Annotated in this window: 15 protein-coding genes; 10 read left to right on the plus strand and 5 right to left on the minus strand. The window is 72.2% G+C overall.

Annotated features, from left to right (window positions below):
• The first annotated feature begins 3 nt into the window (after positions 1 to 3).
• Both ADL25_RS29250 and ADL25_RS49905 read left to right on the plus strand, forming a co-directional pair.
• The gene (locus ADL25_RS29250) at positions 4 to 210 is read left to right on the plus strand and encodes a hypothetical protein (RefSeq protein WP_059130863.1); all 207 of its coding nucleotides are present in this window, start codon (positions 4 to 6) and stop codon (positions 208 to 210) included.
• A gap of 44 nt (positions 211 to 254) precedes the next feature.
• Positions 255 to 401, plus strand: a complete 147-nt coding sequence (locus tag ADL25_RS49905; RefSeq protein WP_181922964.1) for a hypothetical protein — start codon at positions 255 to 257, stop codon at positions 399 to 401.
• A gap of 211 nt (positions 402 to 612) precedes the next feature.
• Here the strand turns inward: ADL25_RS49905 and ADL25_RS29255 are convergent, their stop codons facing one another.
• Entirely contained in the window at positions 613 to 1,140 is a 528-nt protein-coding gene (locus ADL25_RS29255; RefSeq protein ID WP_059130864.1) for an NAD(P)H-dependent oxidoreductase, read from the minus strand.
• Positions 1,141 to 1,228: 88 nt separating this feature from the next.
• The gene (locus ADL25_RS29260) at positions 1,229 to 1,813 is read right to left on the minus strand and encodes a TetR/AcrR family transcriptional regulator (RefSeq protein WP_059130896.1); all 585 of its coding nucleotides are present in this window, start codon (positions 1,811 to 1,813) and stop codon (positions 1,229 to 1,231) included.
• 211 nt (positions 1,814 to 2,024) lie between these two features.
• Here ADL25_RS29260 and ADL25_RS29265 point away from each other — a divergent pair, with 211 nt between their 5' ends.
• Together ADL25_RS29265 and ADL25_RS29270 are read left to right on the plus strand one after the other, a co-directional pair.
• Positions 2,025 to 2,468 carry a MarR family winged helix-turn-helix transcriptional regulator gene (locus ADL25_RS29265; protein ID WP_059130865.1) on the plus strand — a complete coding sequence of 148 codons (444 nt, stop codon included), beginning with the start codon at positions 2,025 to 2,027 and terminating at the stop codon, positions 2,466 to 2,468.
• An 80-nt stretch (positions 2,469 to 2,548) separates the two neighbouring features.
• Positions 2,549 to 4,270, plus strand: a complete 1,722-nt coding sequence (locus ADL25_RS29270; protein WP_059130866.1) for an MFS transporter — start codon at positions 2,549 to 2,551, stop codon at positions 4,268 to 4,270.
• A gap of 129 nt (positions 4,271 to 4,399) precedes the next feature.
• Here the strand turns inward: ADL25_RS29270 and ADL25_RS29275 are convergent, their stop codons facing one another.
• A complete protein-coding gene (locus tag ADL25_RS29275) occupies positions 4,400 to 9,013 on the minus strand; it encodes a cation-translocating P-type ATPase (RefSeq protein ID WP_063805766.1) in 4,614 nt (1,537 codons plus the stop codon).
• 179 nt (positions 9,014 to 9,192) lie between these two features.
• On the opposite strand from ADL25_RS29275, the gene ADL25_RS49205 reads away from it, so the two are divergent.
• The 6 genes from ADL25_RS49205 (at position 9,193) to ADL25_RS29310 (ending at position 14,584) form a co-directional block, all read left to right on the plus strand.
• Positions 9,193 to 9,633 (plus strand): hypothetical protein, encoded by a 441-nt coding sequence (locus tag ADL25_RS49205; RefSeq protein WP_147317834.1) that lies wholly within the window; start codon positions 9,193 to 9,195, stop codon positions 9,631 to 9,633.
• A 41-nt stretch (positions 9,634 to 9,674) separates the two neighbouring features.
• Positions 9,675 to 10,859: a PP2C family protein-serine/threonine phosphatase gene (locus tag ADL25_RS29290; RefSeq protein WP_063805767.1), complete on the plus strand. Its 1,185-nt coding sequence runs from the start codon at positions 9,675 to 9,677 to the stop codon at positions 10,857 to 10,859.
• A gap of 154 nt (positions 10,860 to 11,013) precedes the next feature.
• Positions 11,014 to 12,009, plus strand: coding sequence for a lysylphosphatidylglycerol synthase transmembrane domain-containing protein (locus ADL25_RS29295; RefSeq protein WP_059130869.1), 996 nt, complete (start codon positions 11,014 to 11,016; stop codon positions 12,007 to 12,009).
• A gap of 240 nt (positions 12,010 to 12,249) precedes the next feature.
• Positions 12,250 to 12,582 carry a non-heme iron oxygenase ferredoxin subunit gene (locus tag ADL25_RS29300; protein WP_059130870.1) on the plus strand — a complete coding sequence of 111 codons (333 nt, stop codon included), beginning with the start codon at positions 12,250 to 12,252 and terminating at the stop codon, positions 12,580 to 12,582.
• Positions 12,579 to 13,193 carry a TetR/AcrR family transcriptional regulator gene (locus ADL25_RS29305; protein WP_059130871.1) on the plus strand — a complete coding sequence of 205 codons (615 nt, stop codon included), beginning with the start codon at positions 12,579 to 12,581 and terminating at the stop codon, positions 13,191 to 13,193. The genes ADL25_RS29300 and ADL25_RS29305 overlap by 4 nt, the downstream gene beginning before the upstream one ends.
• Before the next feature lie 185 nt (positions 13,194 to 13,378).
• Positions 13,379 to 14,584, plus strand: coding sequence for a cysteine desulfurase-like protein (locus ADL25_RS29310; RefSeq protein WP_059130872.1), 1,206 nt, complete (start codon positions 13,379 to 13,381; stop codon positions 14,582 to 14,584).
• Between the two features lie 62 nt (positions 14,585 to 14,646).
• Here ADL25_RS29310 and ADL25_RS29315 read toward each other — a convergent pair whose 3' ends face one another.
• Positions 14,647 to 15,687, minus strand: coding sequence for an amidohydrolase family protein (locus ADL25_RS29315; RefSeq protein ID WP_079050642.1), 1,041 nt, complete (start codon positions 15,685 to 15,687; stop codon positions 14,647 to 14,649).
• A 59-nt stretch (positions 15,688 to 15,746) separates the two neighbouring features.
• A complete protein-coding gene (locus ADL25_RS29320) occupies positions 15,747 to 17,366 on the minus strand; it encodes an FAD-dependent oxidoreductase (RefSeq protein WP_059130873.1) in 1,620 nt (539 codons plus the stop codon).
• Between the last annotated feature and the right edge of the window lie 10 nt (positions 17,367 to 17,376).

Genomic DNA, 17,376 nt, shown 5'->3' on the forward strand with positions numbered 1-17,376 from the left:
ACGATGGGAAGCATCCGAGTGGGCAAGCCGGACGTGCGGCCCGATACACCGACCCACGTCTCCGGACTGCACCAGGGCAACCTGGGCCCGTACAGCCGTCAGACCGGGCATCACAAGGACGGAACGGCCGACGCGCGGCGCTCGACCGGAGTCCATTGGAGGAAGCACAACGCGATCGCGAGGACCATGCCGAATCTCCCCCCGGGGTGACACGGCACCCCCACGACCGCGGACGACGACCTAGGAGTACGAACATGGCCAAGCGAGTACTGATCGCCGAGGCGCTGCTCGTGGCAGGCCTGGCGACCGCCGTGCTGCTCAGGGAGATGCCCGGGCTGGTGCGTGAAGTCAGGATCTGGCGGATGGTGGGACTGCCCGGCGTCACCCGGCGCCGCCGCTGACCCCCCGCCCTCGGGGCGCCTTCGGCCGGGCCGCGCAGCATCACTGCGCGGCCCGGCCTCGTTTCCGGTCGGTCACGCGGGCGGCGGTGGGCGCGCCGTCCCGTCGTCGGCGGCCGGACGCCCGTCCGCACGGCCGTGTGCGGGACGTCGATCGCGTATCCGGGCCCCTCCCCTGGCCCGAGTCGGCGATCGAGGGTGCGGCGGCCGGCGCTCAGCCGAGGCTCGCCAGGAGTTCGCGGTAGCGCTTGGCATGCAGGGCGAGCTCCTCGTCGCCGGTGCCGCGCGCGTCATGCAGGACCAGGGGTTCCGCGTACGCCAGGCCCATGCGGTGGGCGGTCTGTTCCAGCGGCCGCAGCAGCTCCCCCATGGTGAAGCAATGGAAGCCGCCGGGGCGGTAGGCCTCCTCCACACCTCCGGTGGAGGTGACCAGCTGGAGGGTCTTGCCCCCGAGCAGCGGCCCGGAGTCGTAGGCGAAGTCGCGCAGCATCACTTCGTCCAGCCACTGCTTGAGGAAGCCGGGGACGGAGTACCAGTGGAGGGGGAACTGGAAGACGATCACGTCGTGCTCGCGCACCAGCCGCTGCTCGGCGGTCACATCGATGACCCGGTCGGGGTAGGCGGCGTGGATGTCGTGCAGCGTCACATGGTCCAGGTCCCGTACGGCGTCGGCCAGCGCGGAGTTGATCCGGGACCGGCCCAGGTCGGGATGGGCGAGCAGGACCAGGGTGCGGGCTGTCATGGTCGGTTTTTCCTTTCGGACAGACAGGTCTGTCTTGTCGAGGGATCGGGCCGTCCCCCGGCGCCGGGCCGGGGGACGAGGTCTGGGGTCAGCGGCCGGCGGGTACGGCCAGGTCGACCAGGGCACGCGCCGCGGCCTTGGCGGCCGTCGGCATGGCGGGGTTCTGCTCGAGCTTGCCCGCCGCCAGCGTGCCGTCGATGAGCAGCGTGAGCTGAAGCGCCAGCTCGTCCGGGTCCTCGGCGCCGGCCTCCTCGGCCAGGGAGCGCACCCAGTCGCGGACGGACCGCTTGTGCTCGACCGTCACGGTGTACGGCGCGCTGCCGGGCTCGCTCTCGGCAGCCGCGTTGATGAACGGGCAGCCGTGGAATCCGTGGCGGCGGTAGGACTCGGCGACGGCGTCGAACATGCCGACCAGTCGCTCACGGGGGTCGCTCCCCGCGGCAAGTGCCGCCCGGCGCAACTTGCCGCGCCAGGAGTCGTCGGTACGGCGCAGATACGCCGCCGCCAACGCGTCCTTGGACGGGAAGTGCGCGTACAGGGTGGCCTTGGCGACGCCCGAGTCCGCGATGATGCGGTCCACGCCGACCCCGCGCAGCCCGTGCGCCGCGAACAGATCACCGGCCGTGCTCAGGATCCGCTCCCGGGCGGGAAGTCGCTTCACTGTCGCGGGCATGACGGCCACCTCGTTCCGTGCGGGGCCCGACGGCTCGGGCACCTGCACAAACTAACAGACAGGTCTGTCTATTCCGGAAGCTCATGCCGCTCCGGCTCCGGTCTCGGGGCGCCGGCGAACAGGCCGCGGCCCCATCGGCTCGACATGGCCCGACCGAACTATTGTTTCGCACTACACCTAGATGCATAATGCGGTTATGCATAATCGGGTTATGGACCCTGAGACTCCCGCGGCATCACCTGAGGACCTGATGATCGCGGTGGAGCAGTTGGTGCGTTATGTACGCTCCAGCGCCACCACCGCGAGCCTGAGCATCGCGGCAGCGTCCGCCCTGGGCCGGCTGAGCCGCGAAGGTCCGTATCGGCTGACCGAACTGGCCCGGGCCGAACGGGTCTCCCAGCCGAACATGACCCAGCTCGTCACGCGTATGGAGCGTGCCGGTCTGGTGCGGCGCGTCGCCGACAGCAGCGACGGGCGAGGCGTACTGGTCCAGGCCACCGAGACCGGCCTCGAGGTCTTCCGGCAGCGCCGCACCGAGCACGCCGAGGCGCTGCAGGAGCTGGTCGAGGAACTGACCGGTCCCGAGCAGCGTGCGGTCAAGGCCGCACTTCCGGCTCTCGCCCGGGCGATCCAGCAGCGCCAAGCCCGCTTCTGACCCCTGCCTCCTTCACCCCCATCACGCGCACTCCCGACACCGCTCGAACTCAACGACTCCGCTCGAAAGAGAACACTGCAATGAGTGCATCGCACGGGACGGCCGCCAGCCCGTTCAAGCAACCCAAGGCCGTCTGGGCCGTCGCGTTCGCCTGCGTCATCTCGTTCATGGGCATCGGACTGGTCGACCCGATCCTGCCCGCCCTCGCCGAGAGCCTGCACGCCACGCCCAGCCAGGTCTCCCTGCTGTTCAGCAGCTACCTGATCGTCACCGCCGTGGCGATGCTGATAGTCGGCTGGGTCTCCAGCCGCTTCGGCGCCAAGCGCACCCTGGTCATAGGCCTGGTCATCATCGTCGTGTTCGCCGCACTGGCCGGCACCAGCGGCTCCATCAACGGCATAGTCGGCTTCCGCGCCGGATGGGGGCTCGGCAACGCGCTCTTCATCGCCACCTCGCTGGCCGTCATCGTCGCCTCGGCCAGCGGCGGCTTCGGCGGCGCGATCATCCTGTACGAAACGGCCCTGGGCCTCGGTATCGCCGTGGGCCCGCTGCTGGGCGGCGAGTTGGGCGCCATCAGCTGGCGCGGCCCCTTCTTCGGGGTCGCCGTCCTCATGGCGATCGCCCTGGCCGCGACCATCGCCTTCGTACCCTCCCTGCCCAAACCGCAACACCGGACATCGCCCCTGGCCCCGCTCAAGGCGTTGCGCCACCGCGGACTGCTGACCATGGGCATCATGGCCCTGCTGTACAACTGGGGCTTCTTCACCATGCTCGGCTACGCCCCCTACCCCATGGAGCTGGACGCGCATCAGCTCGGCCTGGTCTTCACCGGCTGGGGCCTGCTGGTGGCGGCCTTCAGCGTCTTCTTCGCGCCGCGCCTGCAGGCCCGTTACGGCACGGCCCCGGTCCTGTACGCCAACCTGCTCGGCCTCGGCATCGTGATGGCCGTCATCGCCGCCGGTGTCAGCACTCCGGGCGTGGTCATCGTGGCGGTCATCGTCAGCGGCGCCTTCATCGGCATCAACAACACCCTCACCACCCAGGCCGTCATGCTCGTCTCCCCCGTCGAGCGTCCCGTTGCCTCCTCGGCCTACGGCTTCCTGCGCTTCATCGGCGGCGGCCTCGCCCCCTACGTCGCCGGCAAGCTCGCCGACGCCACCGACCTGAGCGTCCCCTTCTACGTCGGCGCCGCGACGTTCGTGCTCGCCATCCCCGTCCTGGCCACCGGGCACCGCCTGCTCCGCCGGGCCGAACAGCAGACCGTGGACGGACCGCCCGTCACCGCGACGCTCACCCCGGTCGGCGCCGCGGCCGCGCCCGGCACACCTCCGCTCATCGTCGCCGTCGGCGCACACGACCGGGCCGCCGTCATCGTCGACGCCGCTGCACAACTCGCCCGTGACGCAGGCAGCCCCCTGGAGGTCGTCCATGTGCAGCAGACCGCCGTCGTCGAGGAACAGGCCGTCGACACCGAGGACACCGAGCAGGCGCGCGCCGCGGTGACCGTCCACCTCGACCGCCTCGCCGCACACGGCATCCCCGCCACCGGCCAGATCCTCACCAGCGTCGGGGACCACGCGGCCGCCGGTCGTGTGCTGGCCCAGCACGCCTCGGACGTCCACGCCCGCACCGTCGCCGTGGGCCGCTCCCCACGGGGCCCGCTCGCCCAGTTCGCCGACGGCAGCTTCACCACCGCCCTCACCCACGCGGCCGACTGCACCGTCGTCCTCGTCGACCCGGACCACAGCCCTCGACCGCTGACCGCGGCGACGCTGACGGAGCTGCGCAACAGCCCGGCCTGAGCCGGGCCCGCGAACGGGCCGGACGAAAGCCGCCGTCGGCAGTCGGGGATCCGGCTGCCGACGGCGGCTTCCCGTCTCCGTGGCACGACCGCTCCCGGACGACCGGTGGCCGGTCGTGCCCGAGCAGGCCTACGACAGGTCTGCGTCCGGGTCGGCCGACGGTCCGAGACCCGGTACCGACACACCCAAGCGGGACAACGCGCCGCCCAGCCAGGTCAGGGGCACCATGGCGAGGGCGGTCGCGGCCGACTGCGGCGGTACGGAGCCGCCGGCGTCGCTCTCCGTGGACTCCCGGTTCAGCAGGCCGATTCCGGCCAGGCGGCACGAGAGCGGCTTCAACGCCGAATGCAGCAGCATGGCGCCGGTGATGGCCGTCAGGGCGATGCCCCAGCCCACCGGGCCGAGCGGGGTGGATCCGAAGAACTGGCTGATCCCCGGGGTCTGGATGATCCCGACCAGGACCGCGGCGGAGCCGATGGTGGCGGCCAGCACCTGACGGTCCGTACCGCCGCTGATGAGGGTCTGTGCGAGCTGGGTGCCGACCACGGCGGCCAGTGCCACCGTGGCGGCGCGGCGCTGTGTGCCCGTGAAGCGCGCGGCCGTCCAGGCGAGCCCCGCGCCGAGGGCGGTGGTCAGCCCGCGCTGGAGCATCTCCTGGGTGAGCGCGGTGCCGAGCGACTGCTGGGGACCCTCCTCCAGCAGTTGCTCGCCTGCGCTCTCGGCCGGGGTGCGGACGGCGATGGACAGCGCGGGAGCGAGATCGGTCAGCAGGTTGACCAGCATGATCTGGCGTGCGCTCAGCGGTGAGCTGCCCGCGAGCGCTGATGTGAGCACTCCGAAGGTGACCTCGCCGAGGTTGCCGCCGATCAGGATGGCGAGCGCCGTCCTGACCGAGGCCCACATCGCCCTGCCCTCGGTGAGAGCGGTGACGATCGTCTCCAGACGGTCGTCACCGATGACCAGATCGGCCGCGGCGGTGGCCGCGGGCGTGCCCCGCCGCCCCAGGGCGATACCGACGTCGGCGAGACGGATGGCGGGGGCGTCGTTCGCACCGTCACCGGTCATCGCCACGACCCGTCCGAGACGCTGGAACGCCTGGACGATACGCACCTTGTGGCGCGGGGTGCACCGGGCGATCACATCCACCTTGGGCAGCAGCACGTCGAGCGCGTCGTCGTCCAGCTCGTCCAACTCCGGTCCGGTGCACACCGTCTGGTCCGGATCACCGGTGACCGCGGCCGCGATGGCCTCGGCGGTGGCGGCGTGGTCCCCGGTGAGCAGAACCGTGTGCACACCGGCGGCGCGCAGCCGGGCGGTGGCCGAGGCGGCACCGGGGCGCACCGGGTCGGCCAGCACCACGAATCCGAGGAAGACCAGGTCCTGTACCGCGTCGTCGGTGAGCTCCTCACCGGGTCGCATGGTGCGTTCGGCCACCGCGAGGACACGGCGTCCCGCACCCGCGAGTTCCTCGGTCGCCGCGGTGAGCGCGCCGCGTCCGGATCGGTCGAGCACCGTCTCGGCGCCGTCCAGGCGCCTGCGCCGGCAACGCTCGAGCACCGTCTCCGGGGCGCCCTTCACGCTGAGCAGGATGCCGTCCTCGGTGCGGCCCGCCGTGGCGTGGTAGGCGCGGGAGGGGTCGAAGGGAAGGGTGTCGGTGCGCCGCCAGCGGGGCGCCCCGCGGCCGGCCGGCACCCGTGCCCGGCGGGCGCCCGCGTCCACGGCCCGATCGGTCTGATGGGCCATCGGCTCGGACTGCCGGGCGGCGGGCGTGGCCCGTAGCGCGGCCGCCAGGATCGCCTTGTGCGGCGCGCCGAGCCGGTCGACGGGGAGCATACGGTCCCCGTCGCTGAGGGCCGCGAGCTGCAGATTCCCCTCGGTGAGCGTGCCTGTCTTGTCGAAGCACAGCACATCGGCCCGGCCCAGCGCCTCGATCGTGCGCGGATTGCGCACCAGCGCGCCGTGGTCGGCCAGCCGTCGGGCGGAGGCCAGCTGGGCGGCGTTGACGAGGAACGGCAGCCCCTCGGGGACGGATGCGACCGCCAGGTTCACCGCCGACGCCAGGCTCTGGGCCAGCGGGCGCCCGTGCAGCATCCCGGCTCCGGCCACCGCCAGCGCGGAGACCGTCGCCACCGGCAGACTCGCCTTGGTCAGCGACGACAGCCGTGCCTCGACCCCGGTAACCGGTGCCGCCTCCCGCGCCGTGGCCATGGTGCGCCCGACCTCGGTGGCGGCGCCCGTGGCCACGACCACCGCGAGCGCCTCCCCGGCGGAGACGGTGGTGCCCTCGTAGAGCATCGAACGGCGGTCGGTGAGTTGCGCGGCCACCACGGGAGCCGGGTCCTTGGGCACGGGCAGGGCCTCACCGGTCAGCGACGACTCGTCGACCTCGAGCCCGTCGGCCTCCAGCAGCCGGCAGTCGGCCGGCACGACGTCCTCGGGCCTGAGCAGGACGATGTCCCCGGGTACCAGGTCCTCGGCGGTGACCAGCCGCTCACGGCCCCCGCGCCGTACCCGCGCCCCGACCGCCGAGCGGGCGGTCAGCTCGGCGAGGGCGCGTTCGGTCCGGACTCGCTGGAACCCGCCGACCAGCGCCGATGTGGCGGTGATGGAGGCGACCAGCGCGGCGTCCGCCCGCGAGCCCACGGCAGCGGCCAGGGCGGCGCCGCCGGCCAGCACCGGTGTCAGCGGGTTGGCCAGCTCCTCGACGAACGCCGACAGCAGTGTGGTCCCGGGTGTCGTGGCGGACCCCGAACCGCCCTTGGCCCGTGTCGCGGCCTCTCCGTCCGACAGCCCCTCGCCGCTTGTGCGCAGCCGGTCGAGGACCCGGGAGGGCGGCATCAGATGCCAGGGCACGGTCTCCACGGACGGGGTGATGGGGTGGGAGCACAACTGCCTGGCCCGCCAGACTGCAAGGCCGAACGCGACGCCTCCGGCGGTGTTGCACGCAGCCTGACCGCGCGAGCACGCCTCGCCGACCGGTGCCCGCATCGCCGCCACCGCGCCGATTCCGCTGCCGCTCGCGGCCAGTACCGCGCTGTCCCGGTCGACCTGCCGGGCCGCACCGACGCCGCTCAGGACCAGCGCGACCGAGTCGAGGTCGGTGCCGACCAGCAGGTGTGCGCCCCAGGCGGGCGGCTCGCCCTCGCGGTGGACCCCGATGCCGCAGTCGGAGGCCCCGAGAGCCCGGCGGTTCCCGGACACCAGCAGCACCACCGCGCCGTCCGCCTGCAACGCGCGGACCGACGCCACCAGATCGTTCCCCCCGGGCACCATCGCGTCGACGAAGCCGAGCTCTGGGTAGGGCTGGTCGCCTGCGAGGACCACCCGGATCCCGGACCGACGGGCCGCCGCCGCCAGGGCCTGGGCACCCGGGAGCGTCTGCACCGCCACGCCGGCGACGGCCGTCAGGCGGCGCCGGAACGCCAGGCCCAGTACCAGTTCACCGCCCCGGCTCCGTATCCGGTCCGCGTGCCGCCGTCCGGTGCGGCCGGTGAGCTCGAGGTCCTCGAGCGGGCCGAGCGCCCAGCCGTCTTCGTCATGCTCGATCCGACCGGGTGCGGATGGATCGAACAGGCTGAAGAGCCGGTCGGAGACCTCCGCGGGCTCGGTGCCGCCGAGCAGCTCCAGCTCGGTCAGTTCGTGCCGGCCACCGCGCAGCACGTCCACGTCGAGAAGCACGGTGTCCACCTGCCCGAGCCGGCGCAGCGCACTGCGGTCCATGGCCACGACGCCGCGCAGCGCGAGATACCGGCCGAGGGTTGTGGCGAAGCCCTCACGCCCGGCCTCCGGTGCCTTCGGCAGGCCCGACAGCGCCACCGCGAGCGCCCGCCGGGGGCCCGCGTACGGCATGGCCAGGGCACCGACGGCCGCGGCGGCCCCCATGGCCCGTTCGGCGTAGCGTGCGGTCACGTCCTCGTGCACCGCCGGCCGTTCCACCACGATCGGCTCGGCCTGCGCGTCCTGCGGTCCCCGCACGAGACGGGGCTCCGCCTCCGCCCATGCCTCGAGTGCCGCGTTCGCCTCGCGCCACTGCGCCACGCGCTGCGCGACGTCGAGTACGAGGCCGCCGCCGCGCGTGGCCACACCCTGGACGAAGGCATTGAGCACCGGAACGACCGATCCGCGGCCGTCCTGCGCGTTCAAGCCCGGCAGCACCACACGGCGCAGCCAGGGATGCTGCTGCACGGCCGTGGCGAGCGCTCCCACCTCGGCGGGCAGAGGTGTCCACGGCGACAGCCGCGTGGCTGCCGTGAGGAGCAGACCCGCCACGTCCGCCGCGAGAACCGGGAGCGCCGGGCGCCTGCCGGGTGCCTCCGACGGGTGATGCGGCTCGGGGCACCACCCGTCGAACAGGCCCGATCCCCCGATGGCGGCGGCCCCGTGGGACTCCGCGTGGTCGATGATCTCGACGAGTTCCCGCAGCGGTGGTGGTGGCGAGGCCAGTTCGACGACGACCCGCTCGGCGGGCGCGTTCACCCGCGCCCACAGGACGCCGGGATGCTGCTCCAGCGCGTGCTCCACGACGCGGCCGACCCAGGTCCCGCTGGGTCCTCGTACACCGCGCGCCTCGATGTGGCAGCGCCCCGGACGGGACCACACGTCCCGCCGTTCGATCCCGAGCAGCGTCGCGGTCACGTCCGCGGCTCCGCGCACGCCGGCGGCCAGACCGCCGGCCAAACCCCAGGGCAGCGGTGGCACGGTCGGCAGCGGCAGCGGCAGACGCACTCCGGACAGCAGCGACATCGTGTCACCTCCCCGGACGGGCCGGTTCCTCGTCCAATTCCGCTCATCCTGACCCGCCCCCTGCGCCACCGCCCGGCGAGCTGAGCCGAATGGATTCCTGGCTCGCAGGCTCCCTGCCCCGCGGGTAGCTTGTGCCTCGTTGGGGGGCGAAGTCCCGGACCCACGAACGGATGTGAACCGTGACCACGCCGAAGACCGTCGAGAAGCGCCCGTCCGCACGCAGCAAGAGCCCGGCAACTCGCAGCAAGAGCCCGGCCACGCGGAGCAAGAGCACCTCACGCCCCGCACCCAGGGCGAAGACGCCGCAGCGGCCCGCCGCGGGGCCGCGGCCGACGTCGCCGAAGACAAGCCCCGGCGCTTCACACGGGGGGCGCAGCCTCACTCTCACCGTCCCGCCGCTCGGCGAGACGGCCACCCGGGCCGTGCAGCAGGTCGCCACCCTTCCCGTCACCGCCGTGCGCCGCGTTCTCCCCGCCAAGGGCGGCCTGCCGCTGTATGCCGGCCTCGGCGCGCTCGCGGTGGTCGGTGCCCTCGAGTGGCCGCTGGCGGTGGGCATCGGCGTCGGCTACGCCCTCCTGCGGCACCACGGACCGCTCGCTCCACCCTCCGACCCCGAGTGAGCCACATGCCACTTGGCCGCGACCGGGTGTATCCATGAAGTATGCGATCGCAGCGTCACAAGGGTGGCGGCTGGGCCTGGACGTCGTACCGAGGCCTCGTGGTGATTCCGCTCGCCCTGATCGTGGCGATCACGGTCGCGGACATCCTTGCGCCGCAGAACATTCACCTCGGGCCGCTGCTGGTGGTCGCACCGGCGCTCACCGCGTCGTTCGGCGGTTCCAGGCTCACGGCGGCCATCGGCGCCCTCTCGATCGTGGCTCTCGTGCTGCTCTCCGCGATACGCACCAGCGTCTTCACCTCGAACCACGAGAGCCAGCTCATCGCCCTGGTCGTGATCAGCGCGTTCACCGTGATCTTCTGCCGGCTACGGGAACGGCACACCGCGGAACTGAGACAGGTGCGGTCGGTGGCGGAGGCCGCACAGCAGGTCGTGCTGCAGCCGTTGCCCGAGCGGATGGGCACTCTGCGCATCGCCAGCGCCTACGCGGCGGCCACGGACCAGGCCCGCATCGGCGGTGATCTGTACGCGGCCGTGGCCACCCGGCGCGGCACGCGCCTGCTCATCGGAGACGTCCGAGGCAAAGGCCTGCCCGCCATCGAGGACGCGGCTCTCGTACTGGGCGCGTTCCGGACCGCGGCACATCGCGAGCCGGCCCTCACCGACCTGCGGAGCGAACTCGAGGCGACGGTGTGCTGGAGTCTGTCCCAGCCTGTCAAGGAGGGCACGGACGCGGAGGAGTCCTTCATCACGGCCGTGCTGATCGACATCCCGGACGACGCGCCCGAGGTGCACATCCTCAACTGCGGGCACCCGCCGCCGCTGCGGCTGCGCGACACGCAGGTCACCGTACTGGCCCCCCGGCGGTACTCGATCCCGATCGGCATGTGTCTCCCCCGGGCACCGCACGGCGCCGTCGACACCTTCGCCTTCCGCCCCGGGGACATGCTCGTGCTCTACACCGACGGCGTCTCCGAAGCCCGTGACGGGGGCGACGGCTTCTACCCTCTCACCGACCGCGTCGCCGCCTGTACGGACACGGGCACTCCGGCCGGACTCGTCGACCATGTCCGCCGCGACATCCTCGACTTCTGCGGTGGCACGTTCGGCGACGACGCCGCGCTCGTCGTGGTTCAGCGCAAGGCGGTCACGGCCAGCCACGCGGCGCCGCCCGCGGCCGGCCCGCCCGTCCGGCGCCCCGCCGTATCGCACCGGAACCTGCGATAGCCGCCGCTCGACGTCGCCCGGCTGCCCACGCTGCGTCGACTGATGGACACCGTGCGGTCACGCCCGCAGGGAAGGTTTCCGCCGTCCCCATGCCTCGCCTTGTATCCGTCCGCCGCGCATCACGCCGGTGCGACGCGGAAGGACGACGTGCGCCGTGTCCCTGCTGCCGCTCGAAGAAGTCCCCGGACCGCTCCCGGGCCCCCTCCGCTCCCCCTCGGTCGGTCGCCTCGCCCGCCGGGCCCTGAGTCTGCTCCCGCTCCTGCTGATCGGCGCGTGGGCGGCGACCGACTGGCGTGCGGTGCGCGACGGCGCGGCCCGGCTCGCCTCCGCCGACCCATGGTGGCTGCTGGTCGCGGTGGTCTTCACCTGCCTCGGCTGGGTGACCGCCGCGGTCGTCCGCCAGGGCGCCTTGCCCGAACGTCTTCCGCCGGGGCTGCTGCTCGCCTCGCAGTTCGCCGCGGGCGCCGCCAACCACGTACTGCCTGCGAGCATCGGGGCCCATGCCGTCACCCTGCGCTTCCTTCAGGGCCGTGGCATACCCCTCACCAGGGCCACCGCTTCACTCGCCCTGTACTCGCTGGTCAAGCCGATCGCGAAGACACTGGTGCTGCTGGTCTTCCTCGTGGCCTTCCCGGAGATGCTCAGGCTCGGTGAACTCGTCCCGGACGGACGGATGGTGCTGCTCGCCGTGGGGGTCACCGCGATCGTGCTCGTCGTCGCCGCCGTGCTTCTGACGGTCGTACGGCAGTTGCGCCGCCCGGCACTCGGCCTCGTGCAGACCGCCCTGACCGACGCGCGACTGCTGCACACCATGCCCAGCCGGGTCCTGGCCCTGTGGGGCGGGTCGGCCGCCGCACCGGTGTTCCAGGCGACCGTGATCGCCGCACTCGGGACGTCGCTCGGGATGACGCTGTCCTGGGCGCAGGTGGTCTTCGCCTTCCTCGCCGCCAGCACCGCGGTCGGGGCCGTGCCCGCACCCGGCGGAATCGGGCCCGTGGACGCGGCGATGGTGTTCACTCTGGTCGCCTACGGCACACCGATGGGCCTGGCCACGACCACCGTCATCGGCTATCGCGTCCTGACGGTCTGGCTGCCCCTGCTGCCGGGCGCACTCGTCCTCGCGGCACTCGTCCAGCGCAAGGTGCTGTAAGGGCGGATACCGGGTACGCCCGGCCGCCCGCACACCGCATCGGCCCGGCCGCCGCCACCGGACGTAGGCCGAACTACCGAGGCAGGCCGCGACCCGGGGCGGAGGCCGGACCCGGACCGGGTCGCTAGGGTCGACCCAGCCCAACGATCACATGTGCCGCTCCGGGCCGGGATTCCGCTCGATGCACCCCTGTGAACGGGATGTCGCGAATCAACTGCCATCGCCCGGCCGAGGTGACTCATGCCCAACAGCGGTTACACATACGTCTGCCCGTTCGACGAGTTGGAGGACGGCGTCCCCCGGCGGTTCGAGGTGGACGGCGTTCCCTTCGCCCTCGTCCATGCCGAGGAGGAGGTCTTCGCGATCCACGACGTGTGCTCGCACAGCGCGGTCGCGCTCTCCGAGGGCGAGGTCGACGGCTGCACGATCGAATGCTGGCTGCACGCCTCGCGCTTCGATCTGCGGACCGGCAAGCCCCTCGACCCGCCCGCGCGGATTGCCGTCCCGGTGTACCCGGTACGGATCGAGGACGCCGCGGTGTACGTGAGACTGGTCCCGGAGAGCGGACGATGACCGTCCCGTCACAGGGTCCGGCGACCGAGCGGGCCGATGCGGCACGCAATCGGGCCCGGCTGCTGGAGGCGGCTGCACGGCTGGTGGCCGAACGCGGCGCCGGGCAGGTGACGATGCAGGCGGTCGCGGAGGCGGCCGGCGTCGGAAAGGGCACACTCTTCCGGCGGTTCGGTGATCGGGACGGACTGCTGCTCGCCCTCCTGGACGAGGCCGAGGAGGCGTTCCAGGAGGCCTACACCTCGGGCCCTCCCCCGCTGGGACCGGGAGTGTCCGCGGCCGACCGGCTGGCGGCCTTCGGCTGCGCCCTGCTCGACCGCGCCACATGCACCTCGGACCGGGGCATGGCGCTGGTACGCCACGTGGACTGCGAGCGCCGTAGCGCCTCCCGGATCCACCACGCCTTCCACGGCCATGTCACGGCGCTGCTGCGGGAGGCGGGCGGCGGCGGGGACCCCGAGATGCTCGCCTTCGCCCTGCTCGCCTTCGCCGACATCGATCTGTGGGACCGTCTGATGCGCGACCGCGGGATTCCCGCCGACCGTATCCGGGCCACCTGGCTGGATCTCGTGGGGCGGATGACGGGCACGGAGGTCGGTGCACCCACCTGTTGAGACCGGGTCGCCCGCATCGGGGGTTCTTTCACGGCGCGCCCTCCCGCCCGGCGATCGCGGCGCCCGGCCACCGGCCCCCTGTGCCACCGGCCTCCTGGGCTACCTTCATGCCATGTGCGCAGCGGCTCCGCACGGGACGCCGCCCGCACAGCCATGTCTCTTCCAGCCCTGGACAGGAGCCCTCCGTGCGCTACGACATCACCGGCATCCGCGCGCAGTTCCCCGCCCTGGCCCCCGGCACCGCCCACTTCGACGGTCCCGGGGGCACCCAGACCCCTCAGCCCGTCATCCAGGCCATCACCGACGCACTCGCCCGGCCCCTGTCGAACCGTGGGCACGGAACCGCCGGAGAGCGCAACGCGGAGACCCTCGTCACGGAGTCCCGCCGCGCCATGGCGGACCTGCTCGGCGCGGAAGCGTCCGGGATCGTCTTCGGGCGCAGCGCCACCCAGCTGACCTACGACCTCTCGCGCAGCCTCGCCAAGGGGTGGCAGCCCGGGGACGAGGTCGTCGTCACCCGCCTCGACCACGACTCCAACATCCGTCCCTGGGTCCAGGCCGCGGAGCGGGCCGGAGCCGTCGTCCGCTGGGCCGACTTCGACCCCACGACCGGTGAACTGACCGTCGAAGACATCCGCGCCGTCCTGTCGGAGCGCACGCGGCTGGTCGCCCTCACCGCGGCCTCCAACCTCATCGGCACCCGTCCCCAGATCCCCGCCGTCTCCCGTCTGGTGCACGAGGCCGGGGCCCTGCTCCACGTCGACGGCGTGCACCACGCCGCACACTCGCTGGTGGACCTCGAACAGCTCGGTGCCGACTTCTTCGTCTGCTCGCCGTACAAGTTCCTCGGTCCCCACCTCGGCGTCCTCGCCGCCGGTCCGGAGTTGCTGGAGACCCTGCACCCGGACAAGCTGCTGCCCTCCGCCGACACCGTGCCGGAGCGCTTCGAACTGGGCACGCTGCCCTATGAGTTGCTCGCCGGCACCCGTGCCGCGGTGGACTTCCTCGCCGGGCTCGACCCCGACGCCGCCGGCACCCGGCGCGCACGCCTGACATCGTCCTTCGCACAACTCGAGGCACACGAGGCGACATTGAGGGCGCAGCTCGACAAGGGACTGTCCCAGCTCGGGCAGGTCACCGTGCACTCACGGGCAGCCGACCGTACTCCGACCCTGCTGATGACCTTCGAGGACCGCAGCACGGTGGACGCCTACCGCTTCCTGGCCGAACGCAGTGTCAGCGCGCCCTCCGGGTCCTTCTACGCTCTCGAGGCATCCCGCCGGCTGGGCCTCGGGGACACCGGCGGGCTCCGGGTCGGCCTCGCGCCGTACAACGACTCCACCGACGTCGACCGACTGCTGGAGGGCCTCGCCGACTTCCTGCGGTCCTGAGCGCCGACGAACTGCCGCCCGGCGTCCGCGCGATGCGATCCGCAGACGCCCGGCGTGCGGTGTCAGACGTGCTGCCGGTCTCCGGCGAGTGCGGGCAGCAGGCGCTGGGCGTTGTCGCGGTTGATGCTGCGACGCTGTTCCTCGTCCAGGGCGGGGTCGTTGTCGAGCGCGGGTGCGGTGACGCCCGTCACCAGGTGGGCCGGGGTGGGAGGCCAGTCACTGCCGTAGAGGATCCGCGAGGAGCCCACGACGGACAGCAGACTCGGCGTCGCCGACGGCGACATGGGACCTGCCGTGTCGTAGTAGAAGCGATGCAGATGGTCGCGCACGCGGGCGGCTTCCACCTTCGGTGTCAGATGACCCCCGAACACCTCGAGCCGGCTCGCGATGTACGGGAGGAAGCCGCCTCCGTGCGGCAGGATGAAGGTGATGTTCGGGAAGCGGTCCAGGGTCCCGTTCATGATGAGGCTGATCCCGGCACGCGTCGTGTCCATCAGGAAGTCGCACAGGTACGGCGGGACGCCCGGCAGGTCCCCGTCCCCGCCGGGGACCTCCATGGGGTGCGTACTGACCACGGCGGAGCGCTCGTTCAGCTCCGCCATGATCCTGTCCTGGGACGGATGCCCGAGGTACAGGCCCTTCATACTGGTCCGCACGCTGACCCCGACGGCCCCTCGGTCGTCCATCCCGTAGCCGAGCGACCACGTCGAGAGTTCGGGGCTGTCGAGGAAGACGGGGGTGTAGAACGCGAAGCGGCCTGCGTGGCTGTCGGCCAGGTCTCCGGCGGCTTGCAGGGCGATACGAGCGCTCTCCTTGCGCAGCTTCGGGTCCTGCAGGCGCCCGAGCATCGCGACGGTGAACACACTGGTCCGGATTCCCGCCCCGTCCATCAACGTCAGAGCCCGGTCGACGTCCCACTGCGTCCAGGGCGGCAGGTGCTTGCGATCGACGATGTCCTGCTTCTCCGCCCAGTCGATCCACTCCGGCGCGGTGTAGTGGTGGTGGACGTCCACCCGTGCGCGGCGCGCATCACCCTCCGCCGACCCACCCTGCCCGGCGCCGGCGGCCTGAGCCGCGCCGTCGGCCGTCTGCAGTGAAGTCATGGACAGGCCCCATTTCTGTGGTCGCACCGGAGGAATCGGGGTTCCCGGGCGTTGTTCGGTCAGCGCCCCAGGATCTGAAGGAGCGCCTCGGCCAGTTCCTTTTCCTTGTCCCGCGGCTCGCCCTCGGCCCGCCAGGCCACGAAGCCGTCAGGCCGCACGAGCACCGCGCCCGCGGGGGTCGTACCGTGCGCCGACGCCCAGTCCGGGCCGTCCCCGGTGTCCAGGTCGAACTCCTCGCCCGCGCCGATCGTGCAGGACTCCAGCGGCACGTTGAGTTTGGCGGCCACGTTCTCGCCGGCTGTGCGCCAGGCCGCGTTCCCGCCGAGCAGGACGAAGGAGCGCTCGTACATGTCGACGGTCGACAGGGTGACACCCTGGCGGGTGACCCACAGATGGGGTGCACGCGTCCCGGGGTCCGCGCACAGCGACAGTTCGTCCGGGATGATGGGCTCCTCCGCCTTGGCGCCGACGACCGCCGCGGAGGCGTAGCGGTAGCCGAGCGCCACCGTCATCAGATCCGTCGAGTTGCTGGTCGCCGTCCTGGCGGTGTAACCGGGGTGCTGCTCACGGGCCGCCTGCAGCGTCGCGCGTGCGCTTGTGGCCTGCGCCACGGGGCGGCGCTCGGCCTCGTAGCTGTCCAGCAGCTTGGGGTCCGCCCAGCCGCGCAGCACCGCCGCGATCTTCCAGGCGAGGTTGTGCGCGTCCTGGATACCGGTGTTGGAGCCGAACGCGCCGGTGGGAGGCATCTCGTGCACCGAGTCGCCCATGAGGAACACCCGCCCGTCCCGGTAGCTGTTCGCCACCCGGTCCGCCGCGTGCCAGGGGGCCTTTCCGGTGATCTCGACGTCCAGATCGCGCACTCCGACCGCCGCCCGGATGTGCTCGGTGATGCGGTTGTCGGTGAAGTATTCGAGCGTCTGCCCGCGCTCGGGGAACCACGGGACGTGGAAGACCCACTGCTCCTCGTTGTCCACGGGCAGCAGCACGCCGTCACCCGAGGGCTCGGTGACGTAGCAGACGACGAAGTGCTCGTCGCCCGCCACCTCGCGAAGGAGCTTGCTGCGGAAGGTGACGCTGACGTTGTGGAACAGGTCTCCCGAACCGGAGTGCTCGATGCCGAGTCGCTGGCGCACGGGGCTGCGGGGACCGTCGGCGGCGAGGAGGTAGTCGGCACGCACGGTGTGGGTCTCACCGGAGTCCCGGGCCTGCAGGACGGCGTTCACCCCGTCGTCGTCCTGGGTGAAGGACAGCAGCTCGGTGCTGAAGCGCACGTCTCCGCCGAGGCTGCGGGCGCCCTGGAGCAGTACCGGCTCCAGGTCGTTCTGGCTGCACGCGCACCGGAGGGTCGAGCACACGCCGTCCTCCGGCGGCCTGCCGGTCAGCCGTGCGGACAGCCAGCGGCGGTTGCCGCTGTTCAGGGTGTCCACCTGGAGGATGCCGTGGTTCCTCGACAGCGTCGCCGCGGCCTGCCGGATCGCGGGCTCGAGGCCCGCGGTGCGGAACAGCTCCATCGTGCGCATGTTGTTGCCCCGGCCCCGGGGATGTGCCGAAGTGGCCGTATGGCGCTCGACGACGCGGTGCTGCACCCCGAGTCTGCCGAGGAAAACGGATGCGGAGAGGCCCACGAGTGAGCCCCCCACGACCAGGACTGGCACGTAGTCGTTGCCGCGATCGTTCATCGCGTGTTCT

The sequence above is a fragment of the Streptomyces sp. NRRL F-5122 genome (assembly GCF_001507435.1).
Classification (GTDB): Bacteria; Actinomycetota; Actinomycetes; order Streptomycetales; family Streptomycetaceae; genus Streptomyces; species Streptomyces lannensis.